The following is a 17,485-nucleotide window of genomic DNA, read 5'->3' as shown; positions in this document are numbered from 1 at the left end:
GCGACACATGAAAGTCATGACATGCCCGCTCAACGGGCCACGCAATATCAGCGAGTTCACCTACGGCGGTGAGTTCAAGCACATGCCTGATCCTCAGACCTGCACCGATGCCGAATGGGCCGATTACGTGTTCAACAGCGAGGACACTCTGGGCGTAGTGCGCGAATGGTGGATGCATAACCCGTCCAGCTACTGGTTCCTGGCCGAACGCCATACCGCCAGCGACGAAATCATCCGCACCTTCGATCCCCGGGAAGTCTTTACCGCCCGCGTCGACTTCACCCCTGCCCCGTCCAAGGAGATCGCAGGATGAGCCCCCTGACCCGCCTGCCGGCCCCCATGGGCCTGTTGATTGATCGCAATCAGCCGCTGACCTTCAGCTTTGACGGCAAGTCCTATCAGGGCCTGCAAGGCGACAGCATCGCCAGCGCCCTGCTCGCCAACGGCCGCTTTCTGCTGTCGCGCTCGTTCAAGTACCACCGCCCGCGTGGCCCGCTGACCATGGCCGGGCAAGACGCCAACACCCTGATCCAGTTGCCCAGCGAACCCAACGTGCTGGCCGATACCCATGCACTTGCAGCGGGCCTGCAAGTGACCGGGCAAAACTTCAACGGCTCGCTGGATAACGACAAGGACGCCTACCTGGGCAAGTTCTCGAAGTTCATGCCGGTGGGCTTCTATTACCGTTCGTTCTACAAACCCAAGGGCATGTGGAAGGTCTGGGAGCCGATCATCCGCAAGAAAGCCGGGCTGGGTGTGCTGGACCTTGAGTTCAAGCCCGAGTATTACGACAAGGCTTATCTGTTCACCGATCTGGCCATCATCGGCGCAGGCCCGGCCGGCTTGCAGGCGGCACTGACTGCCGCCAATGCTGGTGCCAAGGTTTTGCTGATCGAACAGCAGCCGATTCTCGGTGGCTCGCTGACCTATGCCCGCTTCGATATCGAAGGCCAGCGGGCCGAAAAACTGCGCCGCAACCTGATCGATGCCGTGGAAGGTCACGCCAATATTCGCGTGCTCAAGCAAGCCACCTGCAATGGCTGGTTCACCGACAACTACCTGCCGGTGATTCAGGGCAAGCGCATGTACAAAGTGCGGGCGAGCCACTGCCTGGTGTGCAGCGGCTCGTTCGACCAGCCGGTGATTTTCCGCAATAACGACTTGCCCGGTGTGATGCTGACCAGCGCCGCACAGCGCCTGATGAAGCTGTATGCCGTCAAGCCCGGCAAACGCGCCGTGGTCCTGACCGGCAATGACGACGGCTATCTGGCCGCTCTGGATCTGCATGATCAGGGCGTAGAAGTCGTTGCCGTGGCCGACATGCGCGCCAACCCTGCCGACAGCACCCTGCTGAGCGCACTGGCAAAACGTGGCATCCCCTGCCACCCGAGCACCACCGTCTATGAAGCGTTACATGAAAAAGGCATGCGCCATGTGAGTGGCGCGGACCTGCGCAAAATCACCGGTCAGGGTCAGGTCGCCAATAACGGCCTGATACTCGACTGCGACCTGCTGTGCATGTCAGGCGGCTATATGCCGGTCTATCAGTTGCTGTGCCAGGCGGGCGGCAAGTTGAGCTATGACGATCAGCTCTCGGAGTTCACCCTGAGCGGCTTGCCGAAAAACCTCAGTGTGGCCGGTTCGGCTCATGGCTACCATGCGCTGGACAACGTACTGGCCGATGCCATCCATGCCAGCGCCGGAATCGTTGCCGCGCTGGGCCTGGAACTCAACACCAGCCCGCTGCCGCTGCGCAGCGAGGCCCGCGTCAACTTTCCCTGGCCGATCTTCCCTCATCCCAAAGGCAAGGATTTCGTCGACTTCGACGAAGACCTGCAAGTGCGCGACATCGTCAATGCCACGCGCATCGGCTATCGCGACGTGCAACTGGTCAAGCGCTATTCCACGGTCGGCATGGGGCCGTCACAAGGTCGGCATTCGGCGCTGCCGACAGCTCGTCTGGTAGCGTCTTCGACCCAGCGCAGCATCAGCGAAACCGGCGTTACCACCGCTCGCCCGCCGTTCGAGGCCGAGAAGCTCGCGCATGTGGCCGGCCGCGCCTTCGACCCGTATCGCCAGACACCCATGCACCGCCGTCATGTGGAGGCCGGAGCAAAGATGATGCCTGCCGGTATCTGGCAGCGCCCGGCGTTTTACGGCAAGCCCTCGCAGCGTGACGCCTGCATGCAGGCCGAAGCCCATCATGTGCGCACCAAGGTGGGCATCATCGATGTCTCGACACTGGGCGGCCTGGATGTACGTGGCCCGGATGCCGCCGAGCTGCTCAATCGCATGTACACCTTCGCCTTTCTCAAGCAGCCGGTGGGCCGTTCGCGTTATGCACTGATGACCAACGAACATGGCGTGGTGATCGACGATGGCGTGTGTGCCCGCTTCGCCGACAACCATTTCTATGTCACCGCCACCACCAGCGGCGTGGATCGTATCTACCAGCAGATGCTCAAGTGGAACGCCCAATGGCGCCTGAATGTGGACATCGCCAACGTCACCGCGGCGATTTCAGCAGTCAACGTGGCCGGGCCGGACTCGCGCAAGGTTCTGGAGAAAGTCTGCTCCGACCTGGATCTTTCGGCCGAAGGCTTCCCGTACCTGGCCGTGCGCCAAGGCACGGTGGCCGGGATCAAGGCACGTCTGTTGCGGGTGGGTTTCGTGGGTGAACTGGGTTATGAAATCCACGTTCCGGCGCGCCATGCCCTGCAACTCTGGGATGCACTGGTCGAGGCCGGAAAAGAGTACGACATGCGCCCGTTCGGTGTCGAAACCCAGCGCCTGCTGCGCCTGGAAAAAGGCCATGTGATCATCAGCCAGGACACCGACGGCATGACCCATCCGGCCGAGATCGATATGGGCTGGGCGGTGAGCCGCACCAAGCCGTTCTTTGTCGGTCGCCGCTCGGTGGACATCCTTGAAGCCCAACCGCAGACACGCAAGCTGGTGGGTTTCACCCTGCCCAAGGCCAGCCCGCAGCCATTGGAAGGCCATCTGGTGCTCAAAGGGCCGGATATCAGCGGCAACGTAACCTCCTGCGAATACTCGCAGACCCTGGGCAAGATCATTGGCCTGGCCTACGCCGCCTTCGATCAGAGCACACCCGGCCAGCAGATCCCGATTCGGGTAGAGGACGGTGTCGTGGTCCAGGCCACAGTGGTGAAACTGCCTTTCTTCGACCCTGAAAACCAGCGCCAGGAGCTTTGATCATGTCCAGCCTCAATGCCGAAAACCCTATCGGCCTAAGCCCTGTTCAATCGTGCGCGCTGGTGGATCTGACCGATACCCCACGTGTGGGCTTTCGCGGAGTACAAAGTGCCGATTACTTGCAGGCCCGTGGCTTCACGCTGCCGGATACGCCGAACCGGGCTGTAACCCAGGCCGACGGCAGCCATGTAGCGCGCCTGTCGCAGACCGAGTACCTGATCCTGGGCAGCCTCAACGATCATGGCGAACGCATCGCCGATGAAGAGGCCCGCTGGGAGCTGGACCATAGCGCCAACTACCTGCTGCCACGCCAGGACAGCCATGCCTGGCTGCAACTGAGCGGTGTCTGTATCGCCGAAGTGATGGCCAAGCTCTGTGGGGTGGACCTGCGCGCCCAGGCATTCGGCCCCGGCGCAGTGGCCCAGACTTCGGCAGCGCGTATCAATGTGATCGTGATCAATGTGGGTGCAGGTACAACGCCCTGTTTCCAGATCCTCTGCGACCGCGCTTCGCTGGAGTACTTCAAAGGCGCGGTGCTGGATGCCATGACCGAGTTCAACACAAAGCAGGAGTAATGCAGATCAGTTGAGGTCAATAAATCACTTTGTGTGCCTTGACTGATCAGCATGACCCAGTAGGAGCCCATTCATGAGCACTATCGAATCCCCTGACAAAGACACCGACTACAGCGTCCCGGCCCTTGCACGGGGCCTGAGCGTGCTCGGAATGTTCAATGCCCGGACCCGTTCGCTGAGCATCAATGACATCGCCGAGCGCCTGGGTGTCAGTACCTCGGCTGTCTATCGAATCCTGTTCACCCTCACCCACATGGGCTATCTGAACAAGATCAACACCCAGTACGAACTGGGTGCCAGGGTCATCAGCGATGGTTTCAGCTACCTGGCCAGCCGCGATATCGTCGAAGTCGCCATGCCGCACCTGAACCAATTGCGCGACCGCACTTCGCTGTCATGCCATCTGAGCATTCGGGAGCAGACTGACAGCCTGTACCTGTATCGCGCATTCGCGGCGCAACGCCTGTCGGTGAATATCCCGGTGGGCACCCGCATCGCCTGCCACTGCACCGCGATGGGGCGTATGTTGCTGACAGCCTTGAACGGAGCGGAACTGGGTGCGCTCTATCAGCACATCCGGCTGGATGATTACCCATCACCGGCCCCGCGCACATTGCCCGAACTGCAAGCCCTGATTCAGAGCGATCGGGAGCGCGGCTGGGTGCTGCATCGCTCCGATTATTCAACAGCGATTGCCACTTCGATCAAGGATCACACGGGGCAAGTCACCGCTGCCATCAACCTCTCCGGCCCGGATGCAGTCATGGACCCGGAAGGTGCAAGGGAGCGTTTTCAGGCCTTGTTGCTGGAGTGCAGCGCCACGATCAGCCGTGACCTTGGTCATAAAAATGTTACTTATCATTCATAAAGGCTCGATGGCATTCAGTTTGCTAAAGATTCCATGTGGACTGCCGAAATTGTCGGTATGCCATAAGACGAAGCTTTGAGGCTCGATCCGGGTCTGAAGTCTGCTTATTGCCTGCCGTCGTCAGATAACGATATACAAAAAAATTCTGGAGCATGGATGAATATCAAACAGAAACTGACGTGGGCCTTTGCAGTCATTGCGTGCCTGCCCATAGTCGTCGTGGCCACTATCGTTATCGTGAACCTGCGCAACAATGCGACCGATAACTTCGTGAACAGCAGCAGTCGCGAAATCCGTCAGGTCGATAACGCCATGCAGCTGTTCTTCGATGGCATCAGCCAGAACGTCAACTATATTGCCTCGCATCCACTGATCGCAGGCGCCGGTGGCGACCTGAGAAACTACACAGGTGCAACCCCGACACCCCAGTCTGAAAACGACAAGCTGACCACCGAATTCCTTGTCAGCATCGCCAAGGCCCACCCGGCCTACTCCTACGTCTCCTACGGCCTGATCAACGGCAGCTACGTGATGACGCCGGAAGATCCGAAGATGAGCAATTACGACCCGCGTGTTCGTCCCTGGTACAAGACGGCCATGAATAACGTGGGCAAGACCGTGCGCAGCGATGCCTACTACTGGGCTGGCGATGACGCCGTGCTGGTCAGCACCATACGAGCGATCCCCAACACCCTGGGCAATCCTGGCGGTGTAGTAAACATCGACGTATCGCTCAAACAACTGACCGGCATCGTCAAAGACATCAAGCTGGGCGACAGCGGCTACCTGATCCTGCTGGAAAAGAACGGCAATGTGCTGGTCGATCCCAAGCAGCCGGAGCATAACTTCAAGAAACTCGGCGACCTGGGTGATGGCTTCGCGCAACTGGCCAAAACCGACAAAGGCATGGTTGAAGTGCAGCTCAACGGCGAGCGCTACATGGCCAACGTTTATCCATCGCCAGAGCTTGGCTGGAGCTTCATCGGCCTGATCAAACAAGATGAAGTCATGGCCTCCGCCACCCGCCTGACCTGGCTGATCGGCATCATCGCTGCCGTACTGGCGGTCGTCTTCGCTATCGTCGGTGCCAGCTTCGCCAGCGTCATCGTGCGTCCGATCCATAGTGTTTCCAGCGGCCTTGAAGGGATTGCTCAAGGTGAAGGCGACCTGACACAGAACCTGACCGTGCGTGGCAAGGATGAAACTGCGCAACTGGCGGGCTGGTTCAACCAGTTCCTGACGGCGATCCGCAGCCTGATCCAGCATATCGGGCAGGCCGCGCACAAGATCCTCGACACCTCGCAAAGCTCTACCCGTGTCTCCAATGACATGGCAGAAGCAGCAGGCCGTCAGCGTGAAGCGGTGGATATGGTGTCCACGGCTTTCCATGAGATGGTCGCCACTGCCAACGAAGTCGCCCGCTCCTGCAGCCAGGCCGCTGAATCGGCCGACAACGGTCAGCAGCAGGCTCGCGAAGGCCAGCGCCAGATCGACGATGCGGTCAACAGCGTCGACAAACTGAGTTCGGAAATCGCCCGTTCGGCCAAGGACATGTCGGACCTGGAAAAAGACAGCAACGATATCCAGTCGATCCTCGACACCATTCGTTCCATCGCCGAACAGACCAACCTGCTGGCGCTCAACGCCGCCATCGAAGCGGCTCGCGCCGGTGAACAGGGCCGTGGCTTTGCGGTAGTGGCCGATGAGGTTCGCGCTCTGGCCAAACGCACCGCCGACTCGACCGCAGAGATCGACACCCTGCTGGGCAACCTGGCCAGACGCACCGCTTCCGTGGCGCAACAGATGCATGCCAGCCTGGATGTATCGCAACAGTCGGTCACCAAGATCGGCCAGGCGCGCAGCAGCTTCGGGCAGATCCGCGAATCGGTGGACGTGATCCGCGACATGAACACCCAGATCGCCACGGCGGCCGAAGAACAGCATCAGGTGGCGGAAGATATCAACCGCCACATCAGCCAGATCCATGGCGACGCGCAACTGATTGCCGAACTCTCCGACTCGGCCCGCAGCGACTCGCATAGCCTGGCTTCGCTCTCCAGCGAGCTGGATGCGCTGGTTCGCAAGTTCAAGACCTGATGCCCTTCGCGACTGAAGCCGCTCCTTGGGATCTGCAGGAGCGGCTTCAGTCGCGAAGTTGCGGGAGCTACACTACCGCAGAGACATGAATCCGAGTCCTCTCATGAACATTGGCAAACGCTGGCTGCTTTTGGCATTGACCCTGTTGACGGGTGCCGTTCCGGCATCCGATAACCTGATGTATCGGGCAGCAGAGCCTGCCGAGCTGAGTGCAGGCTCCTACACGATTCACCTGAAAACTGTCGGAGCAGAAACGGTAAAGCCAGACCCGAACTCACGCTGGAACCTGAAACTGTCCGGTATCTGGGCCAGCGAGCCCCCCTCAAGTACTTATGCCCTCTATCTGAACCTTGCACCGAATGCTCAACCGACACCTCAGGACCCGGGTTATGTAGGTGCCTTGAGTACGTATGACATTCCCATCGTTTACGACCCGCAACGCCCCCGCAAGATCAGTTACGACCTGCAACCAGTGTTCGCTCGCCTGCAAGCCAGCGGGCAATTGAAGGCAGTGACAAGCCTCACATTCCTGCCGATAGATCCGGTACAGGCAGAACAACACTTGCGCATCGAGCACGTTGAAATCTATCGAATTCACCCATGACAAAATATTTCCTGCGTCCTTGAGATGTAGTAGCACATAGCTACACTCGGTCTGCCGTCAAACGGTACGCCATGAGGCATCCCAGGATTGTTCAGGAGTGAACTGCATGACCATTCGTCGTAGAACCCTGTTGAAACTCAGTGCATTGGCAGGCGGGGCAATGATCCTGCCAGACGTCATGCAACGGGCACTGGCAGCATCCAACACGACTAAAACGCGCTACTCGGCCAGTACGCCACAAGGCAAACTGATGCTGGCGATTTATGCTCGCGCTGTCGCCCTGATGATGAAAAAGCCCGACACCGATCCGTTGTCCTGGAAATTCCAGTGGTATACCCATGCCACTCCGATTCCCAAGCAGACCGCGCTCCAGCAGGTCTTCGGCAGTACAACAGGCCCCCACAGGCAGATGGCCGAAGCCATGTGGTACACCTGCGAACCTCACGCCAGTAACAACAGCGATGCCTTCCTGCCCTGGCACCGCATGTATGTCATGTATCTGGAACAGATCGTGCGCGACGTATCCGGTGATCAGTCGTTCACACTGCCCTACTGGGATTACGTCGGATCATCCTGTACGCCAGCCGGTCAGTGCTCGGTGATACCTGAGGAGTTCCGCCAGCCCAATCATCCGCTCTGGGGCTCACTGTACCGACCCAACCGCAATCCCGGCATCAATGGTGGTACGCCTATCGACCCCAGCCTGTTGAGCCTGGACAGTATGAAGTCCCCTCGCTACCGCGAATCGGGCAGCGACGTGGGCTTCTGTGAAAACCTGGACATGGGCCTGCACGGGACCATACATGTTCAGGTCGGAGACAATACGAACATGGGGCGCATCCCCACAGCCGCCAACGATCCGATCTTCTGGTTACACCACTGCAACATCGATCGCGTCTGGGCAAGCTGGAACAAGGCCGGTGGCCTCAACCCACAGGACACAGCATTCACCAGCCAGAGCTGGACCTTCAGCAATGGCCAGGGCGCTCCGGTGATCAGCAAGGTGGGCGATGTCCTGGACACCACCACTCTGACTGCACCTTATGTCTACGACAGCTATCTGAGCCGTCCGGCAGGCAGCGTTCCCTTCAACAAGCCCCTCGTCAAAGCGGCCAGTGTGCATGCCCTGAGCCTGAGCAAGCTGGAGAGCGGAAAAGCCAAGGCCCAAGCCGTCGCGCTGGGCGAAAAACCGGTCAGGGTCGCTCTTGCCTCACAACTGAATACCACCGCCAAGGGAGGTTTCGGCAACAAACTGTTTTCAGCAGTCCAAAGCGACACGCTGTACCTGACCCTCTCCGATATCAGCGCCTCTGAAGAAGGTGCCAACGATTATGCGGTTTATCTCAATCTGCCCGAGGGCGTCACTCCCACACCAGAAGATCCGTCATTTGTCGGCGTCATCAGCTTTTTCAACCTTGGCATGACAATCCATGGCGGCCACCACACCATGACCCGAAACATCAGCTTCGTCGTCACAGATGTCGTGCAAAAGCTCACCGATGCCAAGCGCATGAACCAGGCACCTACCGTCACCTTCGCCCCGATTGGCAAAAACAATGTGAATGCCAAACCGGTGGTGGGCAGTATCAGCCTGCAATCGTCCTGACGCTGAAGTGGTAACGAGAGCCTCCTGAACAACAAGGAGGCTCCTCACTTCATGCTCAGAACCTGATTTCACCCAATAACCGGATCAAGCCTCCCTTGAAGAGGAAGTCTTCGGTCCAGGCCACGTTCATCGGCATGAAATGGTCTTCAAGCCCCGGAAGATAGCGCTTGCGTGACCAGTTATTGACGATATATCCCGGTTCCCCATCGCCGCCCACCGCCATACCCCGCTCCAGGGTGAGCATTTCGCCACCCACCTCCTGAACCGGCGAAGAAAGATGGCTGGAAACGTCCTGCGCAGCCCGTTTGCGGAAATCACGCAGGGCTGGCGCGAACCAGTCGAGAAAGCGTTGCGGGAAATCACTCTGTTCATACTGATGCTGGCCATCCGGCCGGGCATAGCCACGAAGAATCGAAAGAGCACCGTTATTGGCAAAGAACAGGTAGTGCTCGCCGGGCGCTTGTGGATTCTGGATCTGATTCAGCAGGCGTGCGCCAGCCGGTGGGCTCTGCGGATCATCGATCAGTGCCAGAGGCGGTTTTAGAGGATAACGTTCAGCTCTTTTCCACATGACTCACCCCCTGGACAACGTGAACCGCACCGGCGCGCAAATAGGCGTCGAGTTCGACTTTCTTTTTGTCGAAGCTGAACAGCTCAACCACTCCGTACTGCTGCTGACTGCCTTCAATCAGGTTTTCAGTCATGCCGTCTCCGCGAAAGTATTCGTTATTGCCCACTTGCATATGCATACGTTGACGCTCCAGCAGAAGAATCCTGGTCTCGGGCTCCACGTTCTGCGCAATGAGAAAGTCATGAAACTGAGTCTCGCTGAGGCGCCACTCTTCACTCCAGTATTTTTTGGCCTGCTCGTACAGGTCGCGATAGTGAGTCTGAAACTCCGGGGTCAGGATTTCACGAGTCAACTCCGGCGGATACAGATCAGGCAATTCCTGATTGGCAAACGCGCCGATCTTTTCAAAGGTCGCACTCACACTGGTTGATTCGCAGACGGCCTGAGCCTTTTCCGAATCGATGACCAGCAGCATATATTCGCGACCTTCTACGTAGTTCAGCCCCAGCTTGTTGGCGAGCAACCTGTAATCGCTGTCAGCGTCCTCGATCTGGCCGAAACTGGTGTTCCAGTATTTGACGCCGACACCGGATGCGCCCTCAAAGGACATCCCCATGAAACTGCCCTTGCCGTTGTCGCCAAAATACTTGCGCTCCATGAAGCGCACCTTGTAACGCGCCTGGGCCACCGTATCGGTCTGGGACAGTGCGAGAAGTTCGTCGTCGCTGAACAGCGGTTGATACCCCTTCTCGTCGATACGCTGCCGGGCATCCTTGATGCGGCTTTGCACGCCTTCCACCGTCAGCGGCTCCTGATCGCGGCGGGCCTCCCAGGGACAATGCTCAATCAGGTAACTATCCATCTGCTGCATCATCATGTGCAGTTTCTGTTCAGAGAGCCGGCTTGCTTCATCCCTGGCATCGCCTCTTGAACGCTGCTGGCGTTCAAGCTCCCGGCTTTTCTGCGCCAACAACCCCAGATACCGAATCCGCAACGCCTCGGGCAACTGATCCCAGCCGACCAGAGCGATCAGTGCCAGGATGCTTTCAATGTTTTCCACACTCAGGGCTTGCTCGATCTCCACAATCAGAGCTTCGATGCGCTCCAGATCACGCTTGAATCGATCACTGCCATCGGTACGCGGATAGCTGATGACACCGCTCAAGACTCACCTCCGGCACGGTGCCTGATCAAGCCTTGCAACGGTGCTTGAGGCGCTTCGTCGAGCGGACTGTAAAGCGACTCGATATCGTCCCAGATCCCCACCGCCAGCGAAGCGGCATCGGCGCGCTGAAGCAGGTCGGGCAGCAGCTCGGCCAGTGCGGCATCGACACTGATCGCATCACGCTCAAGTTTTTGCTGAAGCAAGGCCAGGCGCGTCGAGAAGCCTTTGCTCGCCATGGCCGGATAACGCTGCTGCATGCTCTGCAAGGTCTGATAGGCACCTGCGGTCAAACGCACCTCATCGCCCTCGATGACCAGCATGCCGCCCTGCTCCATGGCTTCAAGGGTTGAACCCAGCGTCGAAGGCCGACCGATCCGCAACTGATCGAGGCTGTCCATCAACTGGCCAAACCCTGGATGGCCCGGTTCAGGCAGACGAAAATCAAGCTCGAACTCCGACTCCTTCAATGCACTCAGCAGCGCCTCATACTCGTAAGGTTGCAGATAGTGCGAGCCTTCATGGGGCAACTCATCGAGCCAGCCCTTGCGCTCCACGACCTGCACGTCGAACTCGGCCCACACCGGCAGGCGAAAATGCTTCAAATGCAGACTGGCCTTCTGCAACCGGGCATCCTCATGCTCGGCGGCACAACCGATCCGGGCAATAAGCCTCAATAAACTGGCGGCATCGCCGCGCTGCCCGATCGGGCAACTGTCCAGCCGCTGCTGGTAGAGACCGATCTGTTGTTGATCGATGGTCAGGCGAATATCGTCGTGCGCACTGTTTCCCATCAGAAGCTTCCTTCATAAAGTTTCTGCAGCAATTGCATGGTGATGCCGGGCTTTATATCCAGGGTCGTTTGCGCAAGCTTGAGAATGTCGAGGGTCGACCCACTTGGCGCAGAACGAGTGATCGCAGCGCACGACGGTTCAGCCATGATCCAGCGGGTCGAATCCCCTGCCGTCGAGTTGCTTCCATCGCTTTGCATCTTTTTCAGCAGCTTGTCTTTGAAAGAGGCCAGGCTTTCGTTCGAGTCGCCTGCAATGCGGCCGTAGAACTGCTTGCCGGCAACCGTCAGGTGAGCGTTCAAGTGCTCGCCCTCCATGGCCTGATGGCGTCGTTTGACCGCGTCGGACAGCACGTCAAGAATCCCCATGCGGACACGCCCCAAGGCCGCGCCAGACAAGGATTCTCCTCCTGGCACCAGCAACTGCGAATCCAGCATTGACTTCACCTGGGCCGATACCACATGAGCTTGTTGCGAATCGCCCTGGCACTGGGTACGCACCAGAACGTCCACCAGTTCGCGAAACAACTCGGCGCGCACTCTGGAAGTGTCGATGGCCGCACGTTGCTGACGAAAGGACGCCCGCTCGGCTTCAAGCTGCTCGGCCACATCGGCCTTGCGCTCGTTTCTCAATTGTTTGAGGCGTTTCTCATGAGCCTTTACCGCCTCCATCTGAAAGCCTTCTTCAATGGCTTCGCGAGTAATGGCGTTGAGGCGTACGCGGCTCATCCTGGCTTGTACAAGAGGCTCGTTGCGAAACTGCATGCTCAGGTGCCAGGCAATGGTTTCCCCGACATAATCGTCATCCGTCGCCAGAATGATCTCTTCAAACAAAGGCGCCTGCTGGCGGATCTTCTCGACCAGAGCATGGGCATCGGGCTTGAGTTGATAACGCAGCCTGAAACCTGAAGCGATAAGCTTCTGCAAGTCATAGCAGGAAGCCTCCACCTCCGTGATGCTCCCGCCAGTCACCCACACTTCATAGTCTGAGCCCAGATACTCGGCCAATGCTTTCTGCTTGCCACCGGCTTCAATAATCACCAGCCGTTTCGGGAACAGTCGCTCACAGCGACGCATGCCATTACTGCCCTCGAAACAGGCATGCCCGAGGTAGTAACCCATGTAGCGAGCCGAGTTCTTGCGCAACTCCTGCAAATCGACCTGAGCATGATCGGCATTGACGCCATAGGTGTGCTCGCAGATAAACGCGACAAAGCAGTCCTGCGCCCGCGAAATAGCCACATTGAGCAGATAGGGCTGGTCCTGGAAGTAAGGTTCGCCCTGGCTTTTTGAGCCGTGTACGCCACTGAAAATCACCACTGGCTTTTCAGCGCCCTGCAGGGAGTCGACTGTGCCGATGGTGACGTTCTCGATATCCGCGACGGTAAAGCCCGGCGGCTGGCCAATCTTGAGTGACACTTCCAGCAATGCCTGACGCAAGGCCCCTACCTGAGGCTTGAAAGGCGTTACCACAGCAATCAACTCGGCTGCGCCACGCAGAGGCTTGTTCCTGGCCTCATCCTTCTTGCAGTAGAAACCGAAGATTTCCGACCAGCGATCAGCCAGAAAAGCCGCGATCAGATGAGCCTCATTCCTGCTCATCCGGGAGCTTTCAGACGACTCGTTGATAAAGTCCGAATGCACCCAACTGAATGACGGCAACGGTCCACGCTCAATGGCATCGTGAGGCATGAACATCAGTTTGTTGTTGTAAACCATCTCGTTGCAGCACTGAATGATGTTGGTCTGGCAACGATAATGACCGCGCAACATCAACCCTTGCCCTTGGTGGGAATAGCGCGACGCCTGGCGAATCAGGGCCAGCATGCTGCCGTTGCGGGTGGTGATCCGGCGCTGGAGTGCATCGATGAACGCCTGGGAGCAATAGCCGAAGGCGTGATAGGCATGGGCCTCATCCACCATACTGATATCGTTGATGACCGGTTTCAGTTGGTCGACATCCCCCACAACCAGTGCCTTGCGGGTCAGGCTCAGCGAAGGCAGGCTCAGCCGCTGCTGGGCCTGACCACTTTCATCCATGATCAAAAGATCGGCCTTGGCCAGCAGAAACCGCTTGCCCGACTGAGCACTGCCTTCCAGCCCGAACAATTGCGGCAATTTGTGCAGCGTCGACACCAGGCAAGGCGTGAGCATGCATAAGCGCCTCAAGCCCTTCTCGACGTTTTTGGCTGTACGGGTGACCAACAGTTCTTCGGAACACTCCAGCAGGTAGCGCCCTTCCCAATAACGCGCCGCCATATGGAAAGCGTACGGGCGTAAGGTCAGATCCAGCAGGCGGTCGATCAGCAACACTTTCGCATCACTGGCCAACTGCTCGAAAGCCGCATCGCTCAGCTCATCGAGGTCGAGTGCCTGATCGGCAATCCGCTCGCGCAGCACTTGGCGCAACAATGCGCTGCGTTTTTCACGGGATACGCCAAACATCTCATGCAACTGCCCGGCAGTAATGAATGACTGCTCACGTTCAAGCGCCCGGTTATCGGGGTAACCCGGCACAAGATCGGCCAGCAGCGCATGCAGGCCGGTCAGCCTGCGTGCTTGCGCCAGAGTGTTTTCGACCTTCCGGATGGTGGTAGCGATATATGCCCGGCAAAGCTCGATAGCGTCCTCAAGTTGCAGGCCTGGCTGGCCAAAAAAGCGTTCGGCATGCCCTGCATACTCTTTGATATGAGCCTGCAAGCGAGTGATATCGGATGCCGCCTTGTCCTTTTTATTGCTCCACTCAAAGATTGTCAGGTCGTTAGGGGCACTGCGCTTGCCGAGAACAAAGTTCTCCAGTTGCCCTTTGGCTTCAAGGTCTTTGTAGGCTTTGCCAGAGGGGAAATAGGTGCCATAGCTTTGCGGTGCCGAAAACCAGCGCTTGAAATACAGAAGGCGCGCAGGCGGATCGGATTCAGCGCGATACAGCACTGCCGGGAACGCCCCGATCACGTTCGTCACCGACTGGTTGGTCGAGCCTACCGCCACAGTGATCGGACAAGGCTCACCGTTCAGCGCAGCCTGCACCCATTGATGGGCAACCACAGCCTTGAGCATGGCGGTCTTGCCTGAACCAGGAGGACCATTGACCGCCAGAACATCGCCCACCTCGCAGCGCGCCAGTTTTTCCAGCACCAGCCGCTGGCTGTTATCCAGTGCAAACATTTCCCGATGCGACAGCCTGTCCAGGCTGACGGCCTTCTGCTCATCCATATGGCCCAGCAGATAACGGGTGTTGCTTTCGATGTCACTCGCCAGCCGGTCTTCCTCACTCGCCGTCACGCCTGGCAGGCCGTCATGAATGGCCATGACATGCGCCAGCGGCGTCTCGACCAGCATGTCATCGGGAATCTCTTGCAACGCGTTGTAAAGATCCAGAATCCCGCTGATCGCCTTATTGTCTGCTTCGTTGTAGGTCGCCAGTTGCGCACTCAGGGTAAATGAGCGCTTGTAGCGAGCTTTCAACAAAGCGGGCAGCTTGCTCAGTTCACAACCTGTAGTGGCCAGACAAAGCTCAAGGGCGTATTCGTGCCAGACCGACCAGGCATCGGTAATGGGCGGCAGATTCTGTTGTTTGAAATCGACGCAATCCTGCTCCTGTCCCAGCACGATATCGGGTTCGGCCTTGCTGTCGTGCTCAAGCAATTGGGTATTGAACAGCACCGGCCATTCCAGTGCGGGCCTGAGCGTATAGAACTCCGAACTTGCTGAAAAAGGCCCGCTGCCAATGATCCCCGGCACCGCCAGAAAGGGTAATGACGGCTGCCCGGCGCTTTCAAGCTGATAAATCAGATACACCGGCTGAAAAACCATACCTTGGGTATCGGTTTTCCTGGTGGGCTTTGTTACCGCCGTGACGAACCGGTCATAAAGATCGGGTTCGGTCGGGATATCGAAAATGGCCTGCGACAATTGATCGGAGCGTTCGATATCGCGGATGCGTGTACCGGTAACCGGCACAATCTTGTCAAACCCGGGCAATGCGCACAGGTACTTGAGCAGATTCAGATAACGGCGTGAATCAGACATCGACACTTAACTCCACATTCAACACCTTGCTGACCTGATGCCCAGCCTTGAAACGTTTGAGGCGCACAACGAACACAGCACCCTCAAGATCCGGGATACTTTTCAACGGGTGTTGCCCCGGATATTCCCGGTAATTGACTCGCGTACCCGGCGCAAGGCCCGGTGGTGCTGGCTTCAGCAGCTCCAGTTCATACTCGCCGCTGGCATTCTGGCCAACGTATCGAGCGCGGCACTCTTCACCCTGTTGACCGGCAGGCCGCTCGTACAAGGTGGTACACACCAAGGCAAAGCCAATTGGGTCATCGGACTGACGTACAACGTAATCGAGCGTCAGGCTGCCGCCTTCATTCAAGGCCAGATAGCCTGCCTTGCTCAACAGGCCAGGCGACAGAAAAAGCGCCAGGGAGACCTGCGATGTGGGTTGGGCAACGACAATCGCACCTTTGCGGTAGAAGTCAGGCAAGACGTCGGCATAGGGGGGTGTTTCAAAACAGGACCAGTTCCAGAGAGCCTTGAGCTCCATCTCAAACCCTTGGTGCATCATGATCTGGCCTGTCAGGTCAGTGTTGATTGCCTGTAAATGCCAGCGCGAAGATGGCTTCTTGCTCATGCTGCCTTGGTTTTCGATAACGCATTCCAGGCTGAAACCTTCGCGCAAACCGGCAATCCCGAAACGCAGCCACTCCTTGAGTTCAACCCGGTAATACAGATCGCTGACTGCCTTGCTACCCGCAAACAGTTGCAGATACAGCGCCTGGGAATCACCACCGGCGCGGACCTTGAAAACGCCTTCAAGCGTGGTGCCAGGCTCGTCTACAGCATATTCGAAAGCACATGCCCTGGTGCTGAATACCAGCGGCACACGCTGAGGCTCCGTGCCTTTGTACGCGACGTGATACATGGACTGTTTCTGCTTGAGGCTCTGCTCGATAATCAGCTTCCCCCGCCCCCTGACCTCGATACGGACCTTCTGCTCCTGAGCCGCCGCGTCATCGTCAGAGCAAGCGTCCTCGACAAGCGACACATCCGCCCAGTACGGTCCCTCGGTATCGGGCTCGAAAACCCTGGCCTTGAACCGGGACTTTCCATCACCTTCACTGACTTCGACCCTGACCCTGAACGGCCTCAGCGGTGAAGGTTCGAACTCGATGAAATTCACCCAGACCTGGCAACTGAATACCAGGCCATGACAGCCCGGTAACGGGCTTTCCAGCAACAACAAGGGTTTCGATTCGGCGCGCGCTTTCAATGCCAGCAGTTGCAAGCACTGCTCACCCGCAGGCAGTAAAGGATCAATGCCCGTCACTTCGTAACATTGCTGCTTGGGCGACCATTGCGCCATCACCGGCAGGCTGACCTGCCCGATTGCAGAAAAATGATCGATGCACCGGGTCCATAGCTGCTTGCGTGGCAGCAGGCAGGGCAACGAGTAGCTGCGCCCCGTATTGGCATCGAGGTACTTGAGCGTGCCCTGATAATTCCCGCCGTCTTCAGTCAAGTCACTGAGCACTGCGCCAGGCATCGTGAAGCGGGTGAAATCGCCAGGCTTGATCTCGAACTCGCTCTTGCCTTTACTCAGGCTCACGGTTTGCAGCAAGTCCTGATCCAGAGCCCAGGCAAACTCGGTGGCAAAGTCAGAATCCTTGAGGAATTGCAAAGTGCGTTGCTGTCCCTCGAAGGCCAGCCTGATCAGCAGCCAGGAATCCTTGTACGTTCTGCTGATGACACGTAAAGGTTTATCAAGTGGCAAACAGGCGGGCAACAGATCGGTAACCTTGTATTGCTCGCCCTGACGATTGCGTAGCGCCAACAGTGGTTCCTGATAATCGTCCTTCACCAGCTTTGCTCCACGCAATGTCTGCTCGTCGAGCTTTTCAGTGGATTGCCGGTCTTTGTAACGCCATTTGAATACCGCTCCCGTTGCATCGACATGCAAACGGGCTTCATCCTGAATCAGCATAATGTTC

At 57.9% G+C, this 17,485-nt stretch carries 12 protein-coding genes and 1 pseudogene; 8 read left to right on the top strand and 5 right to left on the bottom strand.

The window, feature by feature from the left end:
• Positions 1-7 precede the first annotated feature (7 nt).
• The 8 genes and pseudogenes from ACODS3_RS13365 (at position 8) to ACODS3_RS13330 (ending at position 8,966) form a co-directional block, all read left to right on the top strand.
• A complete protein-coding gene (locus ACODS3_RS13365) occupies positions 8-313 on the top strand; it encodes a sarcosine oxidase subunit delta (RefSeq protein ID WP_201019191.1) in 306 nt (101 codons plus the stop codon).
• Complete coding sequence (locus tag ACODS3_RS13360; protein ID WP_489034694.1) at positions 310-3,216, top strand: 2Fe-2S iron-sulfur cluster-binding protein; 2,907 nt, start codon at positions 310-312, stop codon at positions 3,214-3,216. Before ACODS3_RS13365 ends, ACODS3_RS13360 begins: the two co-directional genes overlap by 4 nt.
• Before the next feature lie 2 nt (positions 3,217-3,218).
• On the top strand, positions 3,219-3,791 hold the full coding sequence (locus ACODS3_RS13355; RefSeq protein ID WP_489034692.1) for a sarcosine oxidase subunit gamma: 573 nt from the start codon (positions 3,219-3,221) through the stop codon (positions 3,789-3,791).
• Positions 3,792-3,864: 73 nt separating this feature from the next.
• The gene (locus ACODS3_RS13350) at positions 3,865-4,659 is read left to right on the top strand and encodes an IclR family transcriptional regulator (protein ID WP_201019188.1); all 795 of its coding nucleotides are present in this window, start codon (positions 3,865-3,867) and stop codon (positions 4,657-4,659) included.
• A gap of 156 nt (positions 4,660-4,815) precedes the next feature.
• Positions 4,816-5,898, top strand: a pseudogene (locus ACODS3_RS13345) (HAMP domain-containing protein); the annotation flags it as partial.
• 90 nt (positions 5,899-5,988) lie between these two features.
• A complete protein-coding gene (locus ACODS3_RS13340; protein ID WP_374063433.1) occupies positions 5,989-6,756 on the top strand; it encodes a methyl-accepting chemotaxis protein in 768 nt (255 codons plus the stop codon).
• 103 nt (positions 6,757-6,859) lie between these two features.
• The gene (locus ACODS3_RS13335) at positions 6,860-7,360 is read left to right on the top strand and encodes a hypothetical protein (protein WP_489034690.1); all 501 of its coding nucleotides are present in this window, start codon (positions 6,860-6,862) and stop codon (positions 7,358-7,360) included.
• A 106-nt stretch (positions 7,361-7,466) separates the two neighbouring features.
• Complete coding sequence (locus ACODS3_RS13330) at positions 7,467-8,966, top strand: tyrosinase family protein (protein WP_304575077.1); 1,500 nt, start codon at positions 7,467-7,469, stop codon at positions 8,964-8,966.
• Positions 8,967-9,021: 55 nt separating this feature from the next.
• Here ACODS3_RS13330 and ACODS3_RS13325 read toward each other — a convergent pair whose 3' ends face one another.
• Genes ACODS3_RS13325 through ACODS3_RS13305 form a run of 5 tightly spaced genes read right to left on the bottom strand, consistent with a single transcriptional unit; the run spans position 9,022 to position 17,478 of the window.
• On the bottom strand, positions 9,022-9,537 hold the full coding sequence (locus tag ACODS3_RS13325; protein WP_304575078.1) for a hypothetical protein: 516 nt from the start codon (positions 9,535-9,537) through the stop codon (positions 9,022-9,024).
• Entirely contained in the window at positions 9,521-10,702 is a 1,182-nt protein-coding gene (locus ACODS3_RS13320; RefSeq protein ID WP_304575079.1) for a hypothetical protein, read from the bottom strand. Before ACODS3_RS13320 ends, ACODS3_RS13325 begins: the two co-directional genes overlap by 17 nt.
• Positions 10,699-11,493: a hypothetical protein gene (locus ACODS3_RS13315; RefSeq protein WP_489034687.1), complete on the bottom strand. Its 795-nt coding sequence runs from the start codon at positions 11,491-11,493 to the stop codon at positions 10,699-10,701. Before ACODS3_RS13315 ends, ACODS3_RS13320 begins: the two co-directional genes overlap by 4 nt.
• Positions 11,493-15,518: an AAA domain-containing protein gene (locus tag ACODS3_RS13310; protein ID WP_489034685.1), complete on the bottom strand. Its 4,026-nt coding sequence runs from the start codon at positions 15,516-15,518 to the stop codon at positions 11,493-11,495. The genes ACODS3_RS13315 and ACODS3_RS13310 overlap by 1 nt, the downstream gene beginning before the upstream one ends.
• On the bottom strand, positions 15,511-17,478 hold the full coding sequence (locus tag ACODS3_RS13305; RefSeq protein ID WP_489034683.1) for a hypothetical protein: 1,968 nt from the start codon (positions 17,476-17,478) through the stop codon (positions 15,511-15,513). The genes ACODS3_RS13310 and ACODS3_RS13305 overlap by 8 nt, the downstream gene beginning before the upstream one ends.
• Positions 17,479-17,485: the final 7 nt, after the last annotated feature.

This window comes from Pseudomonas sp. FG43 (assembly GCF_057809175.1).
This window is presented reverse-complemented; position numbering and strand designations above follow the sequence as displayed.